Annotated in this window: 14 protein-coding genes; 4 read left to right on the forward strand and 10 right to left on the reverse strand. The window is 66.1% G+C overall.

Annotation, left to right across the window (positions count from 1 at the left end):
- Positions 1–2: 2 nt before the first annotated feature.
- The 4 genes from ABD116_RS21620 to ABD116_RS21635 are packed head-to-tail and all read right to left on the reverse strand — an operon-like array spanning position 3 to position 4,703.
- Entirely contained in the window at positions 3–2,663 is a 2,661-nt protein-coding gene (locus ABD116_RS21620; RefSeq protein ID WP_343972970.1) for an FtsX-like permease family protein, read from the reverse strand.
- Positions 2,660–3,331, reverse strand: a complete 672-nt coding sequence (locus ABD116_RS21625) for an ABC transporter ATP-binding protein (protein WP_343972973.1) — start codon at positions 3,329–3,331, stop codon at positions 2,660–2,662. Before ABD116_RS21625 ends, ABD116_RS21620 begins: the two co-directional genes overlap by 4 nt.
- Positions 3,328–4,068 (reverse strand): ABC transporter ATP-binding protein, encoded by a 741-nt coding sequence (locus tag ABD116_RS21630; RefSeq protein WP_343972976.1) that lies wholly within the window; start codon positions 4,066–4,068, stop codon positions 3,328–3,330. The genes ABD116_RS21625 and ABD116_RS21630 overlap by 4 nt, the downstream gene beginning before the upstream one ends.
- On the reverse strand, positions 4,032–4,703 hold the full coding sequence (locus tag ABD116_RS21635; RefSeq protein ID WP_343972979.1) for a hypothetical protein: 672 nt from the start codon (positions 4,701–4,703) through the stop codon (positions 4,032–4,034). The genes ABD116_RS21630 and ABD116_RS21635 overlap by 37 nt, the downstream gene beginning before the upstream one ends.
- Before the next feature lie 138 nt (positions 4,704–4,841).
- Between ABD116_RS21635 and ABD116_RS21640 the strand changes: the two genes are divergently transcribed.
- Entirely contained in the window at positions 4,842–6,167 is a 1,326-nt protein-coding gene (locus tag ABD116_RS21640) for a sensor histidine kinase (RefSeq protein WP_343972982.1), read from the forward strand.
- A gap of 158 nt (positions 6,168–6,325) precedes the next feature.
- On the opposite strand, the gene ABD116_RS21645 is transcribed toward ABD116_RS21640, so the two are convergent.
- From ABD116_RS21645 to ABD116_RS21655, 3 genes are read right to left on the reverse strand one after another with little or no spacing between them, the layout of a single operon-like run.
- Complete coding sequence (locus tag ABD116_RS21645) at positions 6,326–7,114, reverse strand: hypothetical protein (RefSeq protein WP_343972985.1); 789 nt, start codon at positions 7,112–7,114, stop codon at positions 6,326–6,328.
- 56 nt (positions 7,115–7,170) lie between these two features.
- On the reverse strand, positions 7,171–8,508 hold the full coding sequence (locus ABD116_RS21650; RefSeq protein ID WP_343972988.1) for a sensor histidine kinase: 1,338 nt from the start codon (positions 8,506–8,508) through the stop codon (positions 7,171–7,173).
- 12 nt (positions 8,509–8,520) lie between these two features.
- Positions 8,521–9,198, reverse strand: a complete 678-nt coding sequence (locus tag ABD116_RS21655) for a response regulator transcription factor (protein WP_343972991.1) — start codon at positions 9,196–9,198, stop codon at positions 8,521–8,523.
- 99 nt (positions 9,199–9,297) lie between these two features.
- Here ABD116_RS21655 and ABD116_RS21660 point away from each other — a divergent pair, with 99 nt between their 5' ends.
- The 3 genes from ABD116_RS21660 to ABD116_RS21670 are packed head-to-tail and all read left to right on the forward strand — an operon-like array spanning position 9,298 to position 11,521.
- The gene (locus tag ABD116_RS21660; RefSeq protein ID WP_343972994.1) at positions 9,298–10,242 is read left to right on the forward strand and encodes an ABC transporter ATP-binding protein; all 945 of its coding nucleotides are present in this window, start codon (positions 9,298–9,300) and stop codon (positions 10,240–10,242) included.
- On the forward strand, positions 10,239–11,063 hold the full coding sequence (locus ABD116_RS21665; protein WP_343972997.1) for an ABC transporter permease: 825 nt from the start codon (positions 10,239–10,241) through the stop codon (positions 11,061–11,063). Before ABD116_RS21660 ends, ABD116_RS21665 begins: the two co-directional genes overlap by 4 nt.
- A 23-nt stretch (positions 11,064–11,086) precedes the next feature.
- Positions 11,087–11,521, forward strand: a complete 435-nt coding sequence (locus ABD116_RS21670) for a hypothetical protein (RefSeq protein WP_343973000.1) — start codon at positions 11,087–11,089, stop codon at positions 11,519–11,521.
- A 189-nt stretch (positions 11,522–11,710) separates the two neighbouring features.
- On the opposite strand, the gene ABD116_RS21675 is transcribed toward ABD116_RS21670, so the two are convergent.
- The 3 genes from ABD116_RS21675 to ABD116_RS21685 form a co-directional block, all read right to left on the reverse strand.
- On the reverse strand, positions 11,711–13,894 hold the full coding sequence (locus ABD116_RS21675) for an SGNH/GDSL hydrolase family protein (protein WP_343973002.1): 2,184 nt from the start codon (positions 13,892–13,894) through the stop codon (positions 11,711–11,713).
- 127 nt (positions 13,895–14,021) lie between these two features.
- Entirely contained in the window at positions 14,022–14,987 is a 966-nt protein-coding gene (locus ABD116_RS21680; protein ID WP_343973005.1) for an MGR2/ROMO1 family protein, read from the reverse strand.
- 422 nt (positions 14,988–15,409) lie between these two features.
- Entirely contained in the window at positions 15,410–16,648 is a 1,239-nt protein-coding gene (locus ABD116_RS21685) for a hypothetical protein (RefSeq protein ID WP_343973008.1), read from the reverse strand.
- Positions 16,649–16,684 lie beyond the last annotated feature (36 nt).

The following is a 16,684-nucleotide window of genomic DNA, read 5'->3' on the forward strand; positions in this document are numbered from 1 at the left end:
AGTCACAGCTCCCGGAGTTCTTCCACCGGCGGCCGGGTCGATCCCCTCGCACTGATCAGCGCCCCGCCCAGGATCGCCACCAGCGCAACGACGACGGTAAGGCTCAGATACGGCCAAGGCACGGCGATGACCGACGGCGGTGGGTCGAAGACTCCAGTGAGTACCTTGACCAGCATCCCCGTCAGAGCCCACGCGATCAGAGCACCGCCGACCAGTCCGCCGATCGTGACCACGACTGCCTCGCTCAGCACCAGTCCCCGCAGTTGGCGACGACCAGCGCCCAGCACTGCCGCGATGGCGAAGGCCCGTCGACGCTCGGCAAGCCCCAGCGCGAGTACCAGCCCTCCTGCTCCCGCGGCGATCAGTACGGCGAACGCGAGCTCAAACCTCGTCAACCCAGCCAGGTCCACCGACGTCAAGGACGAACCGACCTGCGAACGGCTCTGCGTCAGGTCAGTGACCTTCGCCGATGCGCCCAACTGCTGCCGCAATGCGGCACCAACCTGCTGCTGGCCGGTACCACCGGTGTCCAGCAGGAACGCCCCGACCGCGTTGCTCCCGGTGGCCTTCGCGACGTACTCCGCATTGGCGACGAAGAAGCTGTCGTGCGGAGCCGTCGGGAACTCCTTCACGATCCCCGCGTAGTGAAAGGGAACCTCGCGGAACGCCTTCGTCCGGCTGTCCTGCAGCCGGAGTCTCAACAGGTCGCCAGGCGCCAACTGGAAGTCCTTCACCGTCTCGTCGCTGACCAGGATCGAGTCCGGCCGATTCGCCAGGGTGTCCATCAACTGCCGCGCCGTACCGCCCACGAAGTACGCGTCCTGCAACGCGGTCGCCGCGGCGATCGTTGACGGCCGCACGCCGTACAGGTCCTGAAGATCCGAACCGACGTAGGCGAACCGATGCTGAATCGGCTCGACCTTCCGTACGCCGGCGGTCGCCGCCAACTGATTCCCGGCCTCCGGGCCGACGACCACTCCCGGCGATTCGGTAACGGTCACATCTGCGCCATTGGTCAGCAACGCGTCGACCTCTGCCTGTTGCCGGTACGTCGCATTGAAGGTCGCCGTCGACACCGCGAACGAAGCCGCCAAGGCAAGCAGCACGACCGAACGGATCAGCGGCCGACCTTGCCGGGACATACCTGCGGCCGTACTGGTCGCGAGAGTGCCTATCAGTGGCCGGACCAACCTGGTGAGCGGCCGGCGGCCATAAGTGAGGACGAGCGCAGCGATCCTCCACAAGAGCAACGCGCCACCGACCCAGAGCAGCGCGGGGCCGAAGAACGCCCAGTACGAAACGGAGATGGTCGGCACACCTTCGGGGGCGAGCACCAGCGAATAGTTGTTGTTGCTCGAGGCCCGGAAGACGAGCAGAGCGATCGCCAGCAGGATGAAGTCGACGCCGCATCGCATCCACAACGGAGACCGGTTCTGACCGATCTGCTGCCTCGCCTGGCTGATCATTGCGGTCCTCAGGTCTCGTACGGCCGGAATCAGTACCGTCGCGGCCGCGCCCAGCAAACCGGCGGCAAACGCGATCGCGAACCAACCCGCCGCGGCACCGCCGTTGGCGCCGAACGACGCCGCTCCGAAGCTCACCTGCCCGACTATCGCCGCAATCACCAGCCCTAGTACGCCTCCGGCAACGCCCACGAGTGCGGCCTCCAGGGCAGCCAGCCGGGTGACCTGACGGGCCGCCAGACCTCGCACCCTCAGCAGGGCTTGTTCTCTGCGCCGACGGGTCGCTCCCGATCCGGCGAGAGCGGCAGTCAACAAAGCCGCGAGCAGGGCCCCGGGAACGCCGAGGAAAAGAAACAGGATCTGCGCGTACGACGCATCGCCGCGAGCCGCATCCAGCGCGGCTCCGAGGTTGTTGCCGACCAGCCCGGCCCCGGCAAGTGTTGCTTCGAGGTTGTGCGCCGCGGCGACAACCTGAGTGAACGCGCCTGCCGGGTCGGGCGGAAGGACCGCAGTACGGCGTACGTGGATCTGAGTCTTCACCGCCTCCGGATCAGACGCGATCACCGGCCCGAAGACCTGGCCGAACTGTTGCCGCGGCAGCAGCACCACGTTGTCCGGTGGAGCCGACGGCTGCGACTGCGGCGGAGCGCCGACCTTCTGAAACAGCGAATCCGCCTGAGGCAGGTCGATGATTCCCGCCACCCGCACCGCGACCGGCGTCGATCCGGGCCGGCCGATGGAAATGGAGTCGCCAGGAGCCGCATGCAGGTTGGCCGCGGTCTGCTGGGCCAGCAGTACGCCGTCCGACCCACCGGTCAGCGTCCGGATCTCGCCCGGGAAGGTGGAGCGGTAGTCCGCCGGCAGCCCGAGCACTACACCCGGCCCTGTGGTCTGGGTCGACCCCGCGATGGTTGCCTCGAACCCAGTACTTCGACCGAAGGCGACAGCCTCAGCGGCACCCACGCCTGCGGCAGTACGTGTCGCCTCGAGGACCGCCGCCGCGTCACCACCGGTCTGGACCTCCACCTGCCAATCGATCGCTACCGATGAAGCAGCCCGGGTGGTCATGGTCGCCTTGGACGCCGTCAGGAAGGCGCCCAGCGCGGCAATCAACGCAACCGACAGCGACACCCCGACCGCGATGGCCAGCAAACGCCCGCCGCGGTGCCGGATGAGTCCGCGCAGCCAGAGGCCGATCATCCGACACCGCCCCGAGCCGGGACCAGCAGCCGACCGTCATGCATCTCCCAGTGCTCGGTCATCCGGTCGCCAACCGTTGGATCATGCGTACTCACGACCAGCGCCGCACCAAGCTCGTCGGCAGCCGCGAGCAACACGTCCATCACGTGCCGGCCGGTCAGTTCGTCCAACTGCCCGGTCGGCTCATCCGCGAGCAACAAGCGCGGACGCAACGTCAAGGCGCGAGCTACCGCGATGCGCTGGGCCTGACCGCCCGACAACGTCTCAGGCAGCTGATTGACCAGCCCGGTCACACCGACTGTCTTCAAGGCCGCCAATGCGCGCTCGGTCGCCTCTGCCTCATCGGTGCCGGTCAGTACCGCCGCCATCATCGTGTTCTCCAGTACGTCGAGAGCCGGCAGCAGACTCGGCCCCTGGAACACGACCGCGATCTGCCTCGCACGATCGGCCGGACTCTCACCGAACTCGGGCCAGCTCACCGAGCCGCTCGTCGGCACCTCGAGCCCGGCCATCAAGTGCAACAGCGTCGACTTGCCCGAGCCCGACGCGCCCCTGATCGCGATCCGCGCTCCAGCCTCGACGTCGCAACTGCACCCATGCACCGCGACTACCGCCCGATCACCCTGTCCGAAGGTCCGGGCGACCTCGACGCACCGCACCAGACTCACGCCACGATCCTTCCGTCGTGCAACCGGATCACCCGGTCGGCGATTCGCATCACGACCGAGCTGTGGGTGACGATCAGGACGCCGGTACCACGGGCCGCGCGATCCCGGATCAGCTCGAGTACGAGCCGCTCCGTCGTACCGTCAAGCTCTCCGGTCGGTTCGTCTGCCAGCAACGCGTCCGGGTTGTTGCTCACAGCAACTGCAAGTCCTGCTCGGGCCAGCTCTCCGCCGGAGAGCTCAGTCGGTATCGCGGTGGCACGGCTGGTCAGTCCGACCTGGTCGAGCAACTCCTCGGGAGTCCGCGATCGGCATCCCGCTGGGTGTGATTGATCCTGCGTATTCGCGGACCGCCGGCGCGCCGCGGCTTGAGCAAGCCGGATGTTGTCGCGCACGCTCAGGTGGGCGACCAGGTTTCCGGATTGCAGCAGGATCCCCAGGCGTTGGCTGCGGATCCGCGCGCGGCGGCTCTCCGGACGATGACTGATCTGCTCGCCACCGACGACGACCGCTCCCCCGGCGGGTTCGTCCAGCCCCGCCAGGCAGTTGAGCAGAGTCGACTTGCCCGATCCCGACGGGCCGGCCACCGCGACCGTCTCTCCCCTGCCGACGCGGAGGCTGACCCCTCGCAACGCGAGAGTCTCCTCGTCACCGGCCCGGAAGAAGCGGTACAGGTCCGTGCACTGCAAGGCGTCGGCGGTGCTCACTGCCACCTCACCGAGTCGGAGACGATCTTCCACGGATCCACGTTGTCGGCGTTGGTCGGCCCGGACAGGGTCAGGGCGAGCTCCTTGCTGCCTTGATGGAACAGGTAGAGCTCGAAGGCGTCCCGGACGACCTTGCCCGTCACCGGGTCCGCGCTCGAGTCGCCTTGGTAGGTCACCAGTACCGCCTTGCCCGCAGCACGCGACACCTCACTGACTTTGCCCATCGCGAACTTGGGCACCTGCCGCTGCAACTCCGGTACCAGCTTGCTGTCAGCGGTCTGCTCGGTCACCGGTGTCGCGGTTGTCGTGAGCCGCACCTGGATGCGGTTGAGCTTGTCCGTGAAGGAGGTTGCGGCTCCCGCAGTACTCCGAGCCCATCCCTCGGGCACCTTGACCGAGTAGCCGGCCGCCGGCGGATGGAAGACCACGAAGGCTTGGTTATCGGGGATGTCACCGGGCGGATTCGACTCGGTCGCGACCGGGGCAGGTGGGGCCGACGACGGCTGCTCGGTCGTGGGCGGTGGGGTGGTTGAGTTCGGTTGGCTGCTCGTAGTACCGGTTGGGACAGATGCTGAGCTCGTAGGAGCGGAACTCGTCGACCCGCCGCTGCTGCAACCCGCCGCAACCACCGCGATGGCAGCGGCAGTCAGCAGATGCCAATGCTTCATGGACTCTCTCCTCGTCTCGGATGCTCTTCGACGCTAGAAAGCCGCGGGTTAGCCGGTGCTCAGGTGCGGGTTAGAGGACGGCAAAACTTCTGACCGGCCGGTCGTTCGACGCGGCATGATGGCCGAATGAGGCGACGGGTGAGCAGGGTGGCCCTCGCCGCTGTCTGCGTGGCGCTCCTCCTGCTCGCCGTCCCGTTCGCGATCGGGATCAAGCTCTCGTTCTTCAGCGATGAGGCGACCGAACTCGAACGCGCGGCACTGGCAGCGGCCGTGCAGGTAGGACCCGACTTCACCGCGGGCGATCCCGTCGAACTACCCACGCCGCTCACCGACGGACGAGTCGCCGTCTACGACAACCTCGGCAAACTGCGCGCCGGCGCCGGCCCTTCAGCCATCGACGACCTGACCCAGAGAGCCCGTGCAGGCAAGGTGGTCCAAGGCCGCGTCGACGGCGAACTCGTGGTCGCTGTACCGGTTTTCGCCGCAGAGCAAGTCATCGGCGTAGTCCGTTCAGCCTCCCCCACGACCGCGGTCTGGACGCGCGTCCTGCTCGCCTGGCTCGGCGTCGCCGCCGTGACCATCTTCGCTCTGCTGGTCGGCTTAGCAGTCGCCGTCCGCCAAGCCAGCCGACTCGCCAAACCCCTCGAATCCCTCGCGTCGGTAGCCCGCTCAGTCACCGCCGGCGACCTCACCGCCCGCGCGACGCCCAGCGGCATCCCCGAGATCGACACCGCCGCAACCGCCCAGAACGCCATGGTCGCGCGCCTCTCGACCACCTTGGATCACGCGAGACACTTCACCGCCGACGCCTCCCACCAACTGCGAACCCCGCTGACAGGCCTCCGCCTGATCCTCGAAACCGCCCTCCACGACGCCGATGACCCGCGCACCGCCCTGAAAGAAGCCCTCGACCGAACCGACGAACTCCGACTAACTGTCGACCAGGTCCTGTCCCTGTCTCAACTCTCGCCCACGAGTCCCGAATCCTTCGGCACCATCGAAGAACTCCTCGCCACCACCCACCACCACTGGCACGGCCTCCTGGCCACCGACGGCCGCCGAATCGACTTCGTCACCACCCACACCACGGCCTCTCGCCAAGTCCCCCTCCACACCTGCCGTCAGATCCTCGACGTCCTGATCCACAACGCCCAAACCCACGGCCACGGCACCATCCAGGTAACCTCCCGCGACACCCTCGGCGCAGTAGCCATAGAGGTCTCCGACGAAGGCCACCTCGAAACCCAATCCATCGACCTCTTCCGACGAGGCACAACCACCGCCCCAGGCACCGGCCTCGGCCTCGCCGTTGCCCGCGCCATCGCTGAATCCCAAGGCGCCCGACTACGGCTCACAAGCAGAACCCCCACCGCCTTCGCCCTCCTCCTACCCGCCCAAAACCCGATCCGCGATTCGGCGCCCATCAAGTGCTCGACGCCATCGTCAGGAGTCCAGGAGCAATAGAGCCGCGCGGTACATGCTGTGAAGTAGCAACCTCAGGACAGCGAGATCTCAATCCGCATCCCACACCATCGGCTAGCACGATCGCCAGTGACGGCCCGCTGGGACAACTGAGTCACCGCTAGCGAACCGTCCCGCCCCGCAGGCCGGGCGGAGTGTGGTCAGGAGATGATTTCGACCAGTCGAAGCGCCTCGCGTGGTCCTTTGACGGAGCCTTCGAAGATTTCGCCGATGCCGGGGACGTAGTACTTGTTGTCCAGGACGCCTGGTTCGAGGGCGGTCTTCTCTTCGGTAAGCAGGGCGTGCCGGAACGATCCGTAGGGGACCCGGATCCGCGCTGAGCGGTCGATCACGCGGAAGGTGTCCTCGGCCTGGCCGGCGTACCACTCCTGGCGGAACCAGCGGGACAGTTGCGGGTGCGCTTGCATGAAGACGCCGGGCTGGGCACCGTCGATGCCGGCGTGGAAACTGCCTTCGGTGCTGACGACCCGGCCGCGGGCATCCAGAGTCGCGGTGTCCTCACCGAAGTACCAGACGTTGCCGCAGCGGTCCTGGGCGTAGTAGTCGCTGGTGCGCTCTTCCAGCACGTTGTCCAGGTAGAGCCGGTCTTCGACCACCCGGGTCCTGACCCCGTCGACCAGCTTGGTGCGAGAGGTGGTGGTTGTGAGGTTGAGCGCCTTCTTGCCGTCCTTGACTCCCGTGTAGATCAGGGTGCGCCCGACCTTGAGCGGGAAGTACCGGTTGGTGACGTGCGGGCTGAACTGTCCGGGCGAGATCCGCGGCCGGTACGTGGCTCCCGGCCCGAAGGTCGGCAGTGGGCAATTCCGCCCGGCAGACAGGCCTGTACTGGGCACTGATGCCGTCGCCGGTGGGCCGGGCAGGAGCATGGCGGCCGTGAGTGCGGCGGTGAGCGTTGCTGTTCGTCGTGCGGAGGGGTGTCGGGGTTTCATCCTTGCCTCCTGGGGTTCGCGGGTCGGATCGACCCCGCTCAAACCCTGCCAGCGCGCTACTGAACCGACGCTGAATCAACCGGAAGGCGTACTTGTACGGTCGTACCGCCGGACGGTGTCTCGGTGATCCGCACGGTCCCGTCGTGAGCCCGGACGATCTCGGCGACGATCGCGAGGCCGAGTCCGCTGCCACCCTCGTCGCGGGTCCGCGCGGTGGTGAGCCGGACGAACCGGTCGAAAACGCGGACGCGATCCGGTGCCGGGATGCCCGGCCCGTCGTCGGCGACGGTGAGCAGGACGTGGCTGCCGTCCGAGGCGGGCATCGGGACATCGGCTCTGCTCGAGTACTGCAGGCCGAGGCTGATGCGGCTCTCGGCGTACCGGGCCGCGTTCTCGCCGAGGTTGAGAATCAACCGCCGCAACGACGCCTCGTCGCCCAGCATCTGGATCGCCGACACTGCCGTGCTGTCGATCTCCAGCTTTGTTGCCGTCCGCAACCGTCTGGCCTCGTCGAACAACAGGTCGTCGAGGTCGACCGGGCCCCTGTGCAGCTGGAGAACCTGCTCGTCCGCCCGCGCGAGCAGCAGCAGATCGTCGACCAGGCGCTGGATCCGGAGATTCTCCGCGAGTACGGTCCCGGCCAGCTCGGCCAGCGACGACCGGTCGGGATGTGCCAGCGCGACCTCGACGTGCTGGCGGATCGACGCGATCGGCGAGCGGAGTTCGTGCGACGCGTGGGAGACGAACCGCCGCTGGCTGTCCTGCGCCTGCTCCAGCCGGTCGAGCATCCGGTTCATCGTGGCGGCCAGCCGGCCGATCTCGTCGCCGCTGTGCACCGCGGGAACCCGCCGGTGCAGCTCGGCCGCGGAGATCTCGTCGACCTCGCGGCGGATCGCTGCCACCGGGGCCAGAGTCCTGCCGGCGACCACCCAGGTCACTCCCCCGACGATCAGCAGCATCACTGGCAGCCCCACCGCTAACGCCCGGGTGACGAAACCCGTCGAGTCACCGACATCGACGAGCGGACGACCCACGATCACTCGCGCCGCCTCTTGACCGGACCCGCGGGTGGGACTTGCAGCGAACACAAAATCCTCGTTGTAGCCCGCCGGTTCGACCTTCACACAGCGCGGTCCCGGATCGGCCAGCTGGGGACCAGCGGGCGTGCCCACGACAGCGCCTGAACGGTCGGCCCACTGAACAATCTCACCCGGCCGCGAACTGTTCACCGCGCCGTCCCCCATGGCCAGTTGTGACGCCCGCTCACGAGCATCGGCGCAGACCTGATCAGTCAGTACAGATCCGAGCAACGCGACCAGGACAAGCGCTCCCGCGACCAGCGCCAGGCCGACCACCAGTACCGCGGCGAGCGTGACCCGCACCCGCACCGTCATCGCACCGGCTCGCTAGTCGTCATCCGCTGTCAACCGATACCCCGAACCGCGCAGCGTCGTGATGGAGGATCGTCCGTACGGCCGGTCGAGCTTGTTGCGCAGCCGCCGCACGTAGACCTCGATGATGTTCGGATCACCGTCGAAGTCGTAGTCCCAGACATGTTCGAGGATGGTCCGCTTCGACACCACCACTCCTTGGCGCCGGATCAGGAACTCCAGCAGCGACAGTTCCCGCGCGGTCAACTGGAGTTCGGTCTCGCCGCGCCAGGCCCGTCGCGCGGCGGGATCGAGTCGCAGATCGCCGGCTCCGATGACGACTGGCCGTTCGGCCGCGCCACGGCGTACAAGTGCGCGCAGTCTGGCGACCAGTACGGCGTACGCGAAGGGCTTGGTCAGGTAGTCGTCGGCGCCGGTGTCGAGAGCCTTGACCTGGTCGGTGTCGGCGTCCCTGGCCGTCAGGATCAGGATCGGGGTCCAGACCTTCTCACTGCGCAGCCGGGCGCAGATCTCGAAACCGTCGATCTCCGGGAGCATCAGGTCGAGCACCATCACGTCGTAGCTCTGCTCGCGGGCGAGCCAGAGCCCGTCCGTACCGGTCAGTGCGACGTCGACGGCGAAGCCTTCCGCCTCGAGCCCGGTCCGCAGACCGGCAGCCAGCCGGAGCTCGTCCTCGACCACCAGTGCCCGCACTCGCTACCTCCTTGGAGGTGATTGTCGTCCATTCTGGCTGAATGGGGGCTGAACGAGACGTTCAGCCGGGGTTCAGCGCCGCGGTCCTAGCCTCGGCACATGTCGAGTCTCGAAGTGGTCGGGCTGAGCAAGCGGTTCGGCGTACGGACCGCCGTGGACGAGCTGACTTTCACCGCGCACCAGGGCGACATCATCGGCCTGCTGGGCCCCAACGGCGGCGGCAAGACCACCACGATCCGCCTGCTGACAACGATCCTGCGACCCAGCGCGGGGGCCTTCTCCGTCACCGGTATCCCCGGGGACCAGCATTCAGCGATCCGGCAACGCATCGGTGTCCTCCCCGAGAGCGCCGGCTACCCGGTACGTCAGACAGGCCGGGAGTATCTGCGCTACTCGGCCCGGCTGTTCGGTCTCTCGCGGGCCGAGGCCACGAGGGTCACCGACCGACTGCTGGCCGATGTGGGCCTGAGCGATCGGGCCGGGGCGCGGATCTCGACGTACAGCCGTGGCATGCGGCAACGACTGGGGATCGCCCGGGCCCTCGTCAACGATCCGGCGGTCGTGTTCCTGGACGAGCCGACGCTCGGCCTCGACCCGGCCGGGCAACGCGAAGTGCTGGTCACCGTCCGGGACATCGCGCAGCGGCGAGGGGCGACCGTGGTGTTGTCCACGCACACCCTGACTGAGGTCGAGCAGGTCTGCACCAGCCTGCTCATCCTCCGCCGAGGCAAACTGCTTGCCGCAGGCACCGTTTCCGACGTCATCGCCACAGTGGGCGCTCAACGCTCCGGCCGACTGCGAGTAGCACCCGGCCTGATTCCGCGCGCACAAGCCGCACTCGCCAGGGTGAGCGGCCTTGAATTCACCGGAGACACGGACCATCCAGGCGAACTCAAGCTGGATGCGACCAGCAGTGCCCAGGAGCCGTGGGACAACGCGTTGCGTGCACTGCTCGATGCACGGATCGCGGTGCTCGCGTTCGACACCGACGCGACCAGACTGAGCGACGCGTTCCTCAGCCTCACCGAGGAGGACCAGCCATGACCGTACGCACAGACGAGGAACACGACGTCCGGCGTGGCGAGGCCCAGTCGGGCGGCTGGCAAGTCGTGGCCGGCCAGGAATGCAGAGACCTGTGGATCGGCGGCCGCGGACCATTGCTCCTGCTCACCTTCAGTGTCCTGCTCAGCGCCATGACCTATCTGGCGGCGACCAATCGAGCGATGAACTTCCTCGAACAACGAGAAGCTGTCAACCTCACCCTGCAAGTGGCACTGTCGGTCGGCGTACTGCTCACCCTGCTCGTCAGTGCTGACGCGATCAGCGGTGAGCGCGAACGTGGCACGCTCGAGGCCCTACTACTCACCCCAGTGGGCAGGCGTGCCATCGCGGTGGGCAAGTTGGCCGCGGCGATGACCTTGTGGCTCGCGTGCTTGGTCGTCGCCCTCCCCTACTTGTGGGTCTTGGGTCGCGGAGTCGCTGTTGCCGGATCCGCCGCATTGCTGGCGCTCTGCGTCGGCACCTTGGTCGCGGCGGGCCTTGGCAGTCTGGGTTTGCTGATCAGCGCCTGTACCAACTCCAACAAGACCAGCCTTGCGATCAGCCTGCTGGTGTTGCTGATCTTCTTCGCGCCGACCCAGATACCGGCGCTGCCGAAGACCGGCATCGGTGACCTGCTCACCAGAGTCAACCCGATCGGGTCCGCACTGCACTACATCACCCAGGTTCTGGTTGGCCACCGCAGTTGGACCGACAACCTCAGCTACCTGGCCGCTCCGGGCGTCCTCACCGCCGCAACGCTCGCGGTCCTGATCGTCGCCGGTCCCACCATCATCAAGCTGACTGCGGGAGCGAGCTCATCATGATTCCCCTGCACACACTCGCCTCCTTGCTGATTCTCATGGCACCCCCATCCCCCGCCATCACGATGAACCAGGACCAACTCAACGCCGCCACCGGCCAGACGCTGAATCTCGAATCGCAGGTCATTGCGCCGGCAGACTCGATCGCCCATCTCAACGTGACCAGCCTGGACGGCGTCTACGTCGACCTGGAGGACTGGACCCAAGACGTCACCCAGCCCGTACCGGCCGAGCCACAGGCTCAACTCGACTGGGAATTCCAGGCAGTCAACAGCGGCCACTTCGCCGTGTACGTCGTAGTGATCCCCAAAGACGGCCCACTGATCGTCAGCCCACCAGTACACATCACCGTAGCCACCCGGCAAACCCTGAGCACAGGCGGAGCCCTACCCGTCGCGATCACAATCCCCGTGCTCCTAGGCCTGGCCGCCATCGGAACACGCCTCCGACGCTCGACGTAACGCGCCGCTCGACCGGGCCGTGGCGGCTCTACCATTGCGGTGCGCCTAGCCGTGAACAGGATGGCCTCGAAATCCGGATGGTGGCCGAAACGCAGAACGCTGGCCACCCGAACACCACCTCCGGCCCGAAGTCAGGCCGATGTAAGACCCTCTAGCTACTCCAGCCCCGTGTTGGGGCCGCGGCTCCCATCACGGGGTGAAGCGCTCCTGAATGGAGATGATCTGGTTATTGGCGATGTGCAGCGTGTAGATTGCGCCGGACGCTGGAGCATAGGTGGCGAGTTCTTGGAGCGTCGTCGGGCGCCAGGTTGATCCGCCGAACTGGTTGACGACCTCCAGCTTGGCGACGGAAAGTACGGAGTTGATCCGGAGCAGATCGTTGGCATTGCGCCAGTAGTAGTCGTGGCACCATTCCGACTCGCTGCTGACGAGGTCTTCCTTACAAGCCTTCTCGGCCGCCTTGCCACTGAACCATTGGACGACGTCGTACGTCACCACCCGCCGTCCCGCGTCGACCGAGGTGATCAGGGCATCGACCACCGGGCCGGGTGCCGCCTTCTCGGGCGCCTCCTTGGGATAGGTCTCGGTGCTGCTGAGATTGCGGAACTTGGAACCGTCCCACTGATAGACGTCGCGGGCGACGTGGTCAGCGCAACACAACGGATCCTTTCCGCCGACGCTGGTTCCTGCCACCACGACGGTCTTGCCCACTACCGTCAAGGTCGCCTGACGGTAGTAGTGTTCCTCTCCCAGCGCGCCCAGCACCCGCGGCGTCGCGGTCGAGTCGTCGAAGACCGCGTACTCTGTCGGATTCGACGAGGTCGTCGACGGACACTGCGCCTCCACCACCACCTCGGGCTCGCCGTCCCCGGTCACGTCCAGGCGGCGTGGTACCACTGCGGCCTTGTCCCAGACGTTCGTCTTGAAGTCGGGCTCGTCGGGCGGCAGGGTGCAGCCGATCGCGCGCAGCGCCTGGTCCCGCCAGCGATCCGCATCGAGCGTGCCGTCGCAGGCCGTCCGGTCGTTGTAGCAGGCCAGCAAGCGTTCGGCGTACGCCGCTTGTCCCTGAACGTTCGGATGCATGCTGCCCTCCTTCGCCTTGGCGTCGGTCCAGTCGTTCCAGAACCGGAACCTGTTGACCCAGCGTTCGGCATTGCCCGCCTTGTCGTCCGGGCCCTGGTCCTGGCACAGCCCGTGGTCCTCCCGGCTCCCGGCCTTCACGCCCCGGCCGACGAACGCATACGTCATGTCCACGAAGTCGACGCCCTCCTTCGCGGCCGCGACCCGCAGTACCCCGTTGATCGTGTCGACCAGAGTGTTGATCGCCGCCTGTTCCGTCTTCCCCATGCTCGCCTCGCCGGTGCCGACACCGCAGGCCTTCGGATTGCCGTCCGGGAACAGATGCGGGTACGACGTCAGGATCACTCGCCCGCCTGCCGGAGTACGCCTCTTCAGGTCGCGGACCACGTCGGCGACCCCCGGCTGGAGATGGCCGCTCTTGTCCAGCTCGGTGCCTAGCCGTTTGGCGGCCACCTCGATCAGCTTGCGCGTGTACGGCGTACAGCTGGTCCAATCGCTGTTCGTGACCTCCTTCAGCGCGAGCAGATCGGCCTGCGTCTCCTGATCGACCTTCAGCTCCCGCAGGAACTGCTGCATCGACCGCCCAGTGGCGATACAGACCTTCACGACCTGCGCGAAGAGGGCGTTGTTCCCACCGAATCCCGCGGTCACCAACTTCGTATCGGCCGGAAACTGCGGTGCCTCGCCGAACTCAGGACACTGTGCGGTCGCACATTGCTGAGCGAAGGTGCGGCCATCCTGACTGTTCGCATAGTCGCCGCTGACCGCGCCACTGCAGGCGCGGAACTCCAGCGTCAGCTTCAGTTCCCGGGCGACCCTGGGCGCATAGGCCTCCGGTGACCGGTGGCAGGTGTTCCCATCGCCGCCGTCCGTGCCGGCGTAGTAGCCCGACGCACCATCCCAGACCCGATCCTTACTCGTACCCACCCGGAGACAAGACCGCTCGAACGCATTGCAATCAGCCAGCCGCAGATCGAACTGTCCACGGGTGATGATCTTGTACTGATCCGTACTCGGAGCTCCCTCACCAGCTGAGAACGAGTCCCCGAAGCTGACCATCGTTCCCCCGTCGCCAACCGGCAACGGCCCAGGCCCCGGATGACCAGGCTGCGGACACTTCTCCGGCCGCCCCAACGCCGGCCCGGCACAGTGCTTCTTGACCCAAGCGTCGTTCCGCACCCCATCAGACATCAAGGCATACGGCACACTGCCCGACGCATACGCCCCACCCGCAGCCCCCGCGGCGAGCAACACCATCACCGCAACCACCATCACCCCACGACGGCGCCTCACCGCACTCTCCCCGGCTCTCGCCGAACCACTCGAGCACAGGCATGACAAAGCAATGCATTACACCGGCGCATTAGTTCCCCCCAACGCGGCCATTGAACATCACGGACCGTAACAGCTGTCTGGATCTTCAGCCAGGCTTCGGATCTGGTTGATCAGTTGCGATCACCGGACGGTTCGCCGAAGACGAGTTACCGGCGAGGCTGGCGAGTCGCTCCCGGACGATCGAGTGGCAGAAGGCGAAATCATTGCCGCCGTACGGCTGCAACAAGGAGAGCCGGGCCGCCTGATGAACGGAGGTTGCGAAGTCGTCGGGGATGAAGCCGCCGCGGCGCAGTGCTGCGGCAGCCAGCCGTGCCTGTATGAGGTATCCGAGCGCGCCGAGCATCCATACCAGCCAGACACCGGCTGCCGGCGCCAGTACGTTCGGCAGAGCAGCGCTGATCAGACTGCGCGTCCGCGCACCGGACCGGTCGGTCGGCAACCACTCGAGCCAGAAGCGAACTATCTCGAGCAGTGCCACAGGAGCTATGACTACAGACACCACGATGGGCGAAAGCCGCAGCTGGCGACCAAGCGGCCGACGCCTTGCCGTAGAGGGGGAATGGCCTTCCAATGAGCGATCCGTATCCACCACCTCGGCATTGTGGCCGACGACCCAGAGCTGCCCGGCGATCAACAGCGGAATCGTTGCCATCAGTGTTACCGCCGTGGCGTGCTGACGAGTGCTCAGCGTCATCCAGGCCACAAAGGCGGGCTGGAGGAAGCGGTAAACGACGTAGCTCAGGAGTACGGTCTCTCCCGCCAATACGAGGCCGTCCACTGGCGTGAGCTGGAGCTTCAGCGCGGCGAAGGAGAAGTGCCCCCGCATCAGCCGAGGCTTGCGCACCGCTGCGTCGATCCCGGCGCCGCCGGCGAGAAGCCCGAATGCGTAACCGAAGGCGATCACAATCGACGCCAGTGTCCCGATCACGTACGCGGCAGGAGCGCCGTAGCCGATGCCCACAGCAGAGCCCAGGACCAGTCCGGACACACCGCCGACCGCCAGCCCCATGCCGATGGCGATCCTGATCTTTGCCGGGCTGCGCTCGGGCAACCAAAAGCCGTCGACCCAGTCATAGAAGTAGTACCTCTGCCAGGTGTCGAGGCTGGCGGCGATCCAGGCCAGGTGCTTCAGGAACCGTCGGCGTGAAGTCTCCTGGCTGAGATCGAAGGCGTCACCCTCGGCTGCGTCCGCATCAACTACCCGCTCTGGCCGACTGGCGCTATCTCGTCGTACCTGCCATCGTCCGCCTGACCATCTTCTGGTTTCACCCCGCAGTTGCGCGCAGGCAAGGAGCAGTAGACGTCCTCGACACCTTCGGCCTTAGCCTCTTCGCCTTGGCCGGAGCCTTGAAAGCCCTTGAGTACCGACTAGGACCGCTGCCCGCCACGTCCGCCCGCGGACGGAGAGGACAGCCCGCGTCGGGCGCGAAAGACAAACACCCGTTTAACCACCGAGAAAGTAGAAAGAGTTGCCTACGAGGACATCGGCCGATCTTGTAGCGCGAACGGCAGGAAAGCCAATCGGATTTCCCGATGGCTGTCGCCAGTCGCATGCATGACAAAGTCGTACCGCTCGCCCCCCTCAGCAGTCCGGACGGCTTTGAAGTTGGGGTGCTTCTTGATCACGGCTATCGCCTTCTCGATGACTACGCTCGGCTCGCCGTGGCGGATGAACAACACCAGCGCTGCCTTGGTGTCGCGCCAGGCCAGGTAGCTGAGGAGCTGATCAAGCCCGTCCCGGACGGTTTTCGGGCCGTCCCAGATCTTGCACTCAGCGATGAACACGTTGCGGTCCTCACTACGGATGAGGATGTCGGTCTTGCCTTCGCGATTGAAGGCCTCGCCAACTGCCTTACCCTCGAACTGAGCGTTCAGGAGGAGCAGGAGGATGTCTCGGATCCGCTCCTCGCCCAAGGTGACCGTCAAGCTTGGACTGCGCTCCAGCAGGTTGCGTCCGTTGCGAAGCACACTCAGCGCATCCTCGTACTGCTCATCGGCAAGGAAAGGCTCCGGTCGTGAGGCCTTACGAGCCCGTGGGGAGTAGGCGGGTGTTACCTGGCGCCGTTTGATCGGCGACTCGTATGCGGCCGCGTCGATCCGCTTGCGGAGTGGATAGCCCAGCGCAGACTCAAGCGCCCGGTCAGCCAGGAGCTTCGACCTTCGCGTCGCAACCGCTTCAGCGACGACATGCCGAAGCCGATCATGATGCTGATTGATGTCCGAGCGTGACCAGATCAGGTGCTCCTGGATTCGATCGAGTCGCTCATCGAAGTGGTTTCTGATTGCAGCGGCCGCCGGAGCGCCGGCGTGCGCGCCACTCCATGTCAGGCGGAGTTCACCCACCTTGTACTCGCCGAACGGCGGGTTAGCGGTGTAGGTAGTTGCCCGGTACTTCAAAACCGGAGCGTCACCCTCGAATGGAACCACCAGTACAACTGTGGTCGAAACCTCTTCATACCCGTACTGCGGTCTAAAGCCGCGCATTGTCACCACCGTGTCCTCGACACCGGAAGCCAGATGCGCTCCATCCCGACCGAGAACCGGCAGGCTCACGGAATACTTGCTGACGAGCTCCTCATTCAGCTCAGCCTCGCGCCAAGCCAAGAACTCGGCAGCCGACATCGTCATGATCTCGTTTAGCGCTGCAGCCCGCTGCTGATCCAAAGCAGTTCGCAGATCCGGCACTGAAAACAGAAGGTCATCGCTAGTCACCACATCATTCTCCGCCCAAACGCACCTTTCTGTTAG

The sequence above is a fragment of the Kribbella koreensis genome (genome assembly GCF_039525325.1).
GTDB classification, from domain to species: Bacteria; Actinomycetota; Actinomycetes; order Propionibacteriales; family Kribbellaceae; genus Kribbella; species Kribbella koreensis.

Coding starts and splice junctions, on each gene's coding strand:
- ABD116_RS21645 (WP_343972985.1), bottom strand. CDS start 7,114: ATGAAACCCCGACACCCCTCCGCACGACGAACAGCAACGCTCACCGCC.
- ABD116_RS21660 (WP_343972994.1), top strand. CDS start 9,298: ATGTCGAGTCTCGAAGTGGTCGGGCTGAGCAAGCGGTTCGGCGTACGG.
- ABD116_RS21620 (WP_343972970.1), bottom strand. CDS start 2,663: ATGATCGGCCTCTGGCTGCGCGGACTCATCCGGCACCGCGGCGGGCGT.
- ABD116_RS21665 (WP_343972997.1), top strand. CDS start 10,239: ATGACCGTACGCACAGACGAGGAACACGACGTCCGGCGTGGCGAGGCC.
- ABD116_RS21635 (WP_343972979.1), bottom strand. CDS start 4,703: ATGAAGCATTGGCATCTGCTGACTGCCGCTGCCATCGCGGTGGTTGCG.
- ABD116_RS21650 (WP_343972988.1), bottom strand. CDS start 8,508: ATGACGGTGCGGGTGCGGGTCACGCTCGCCGCGGTACTGGTGGTCGGC.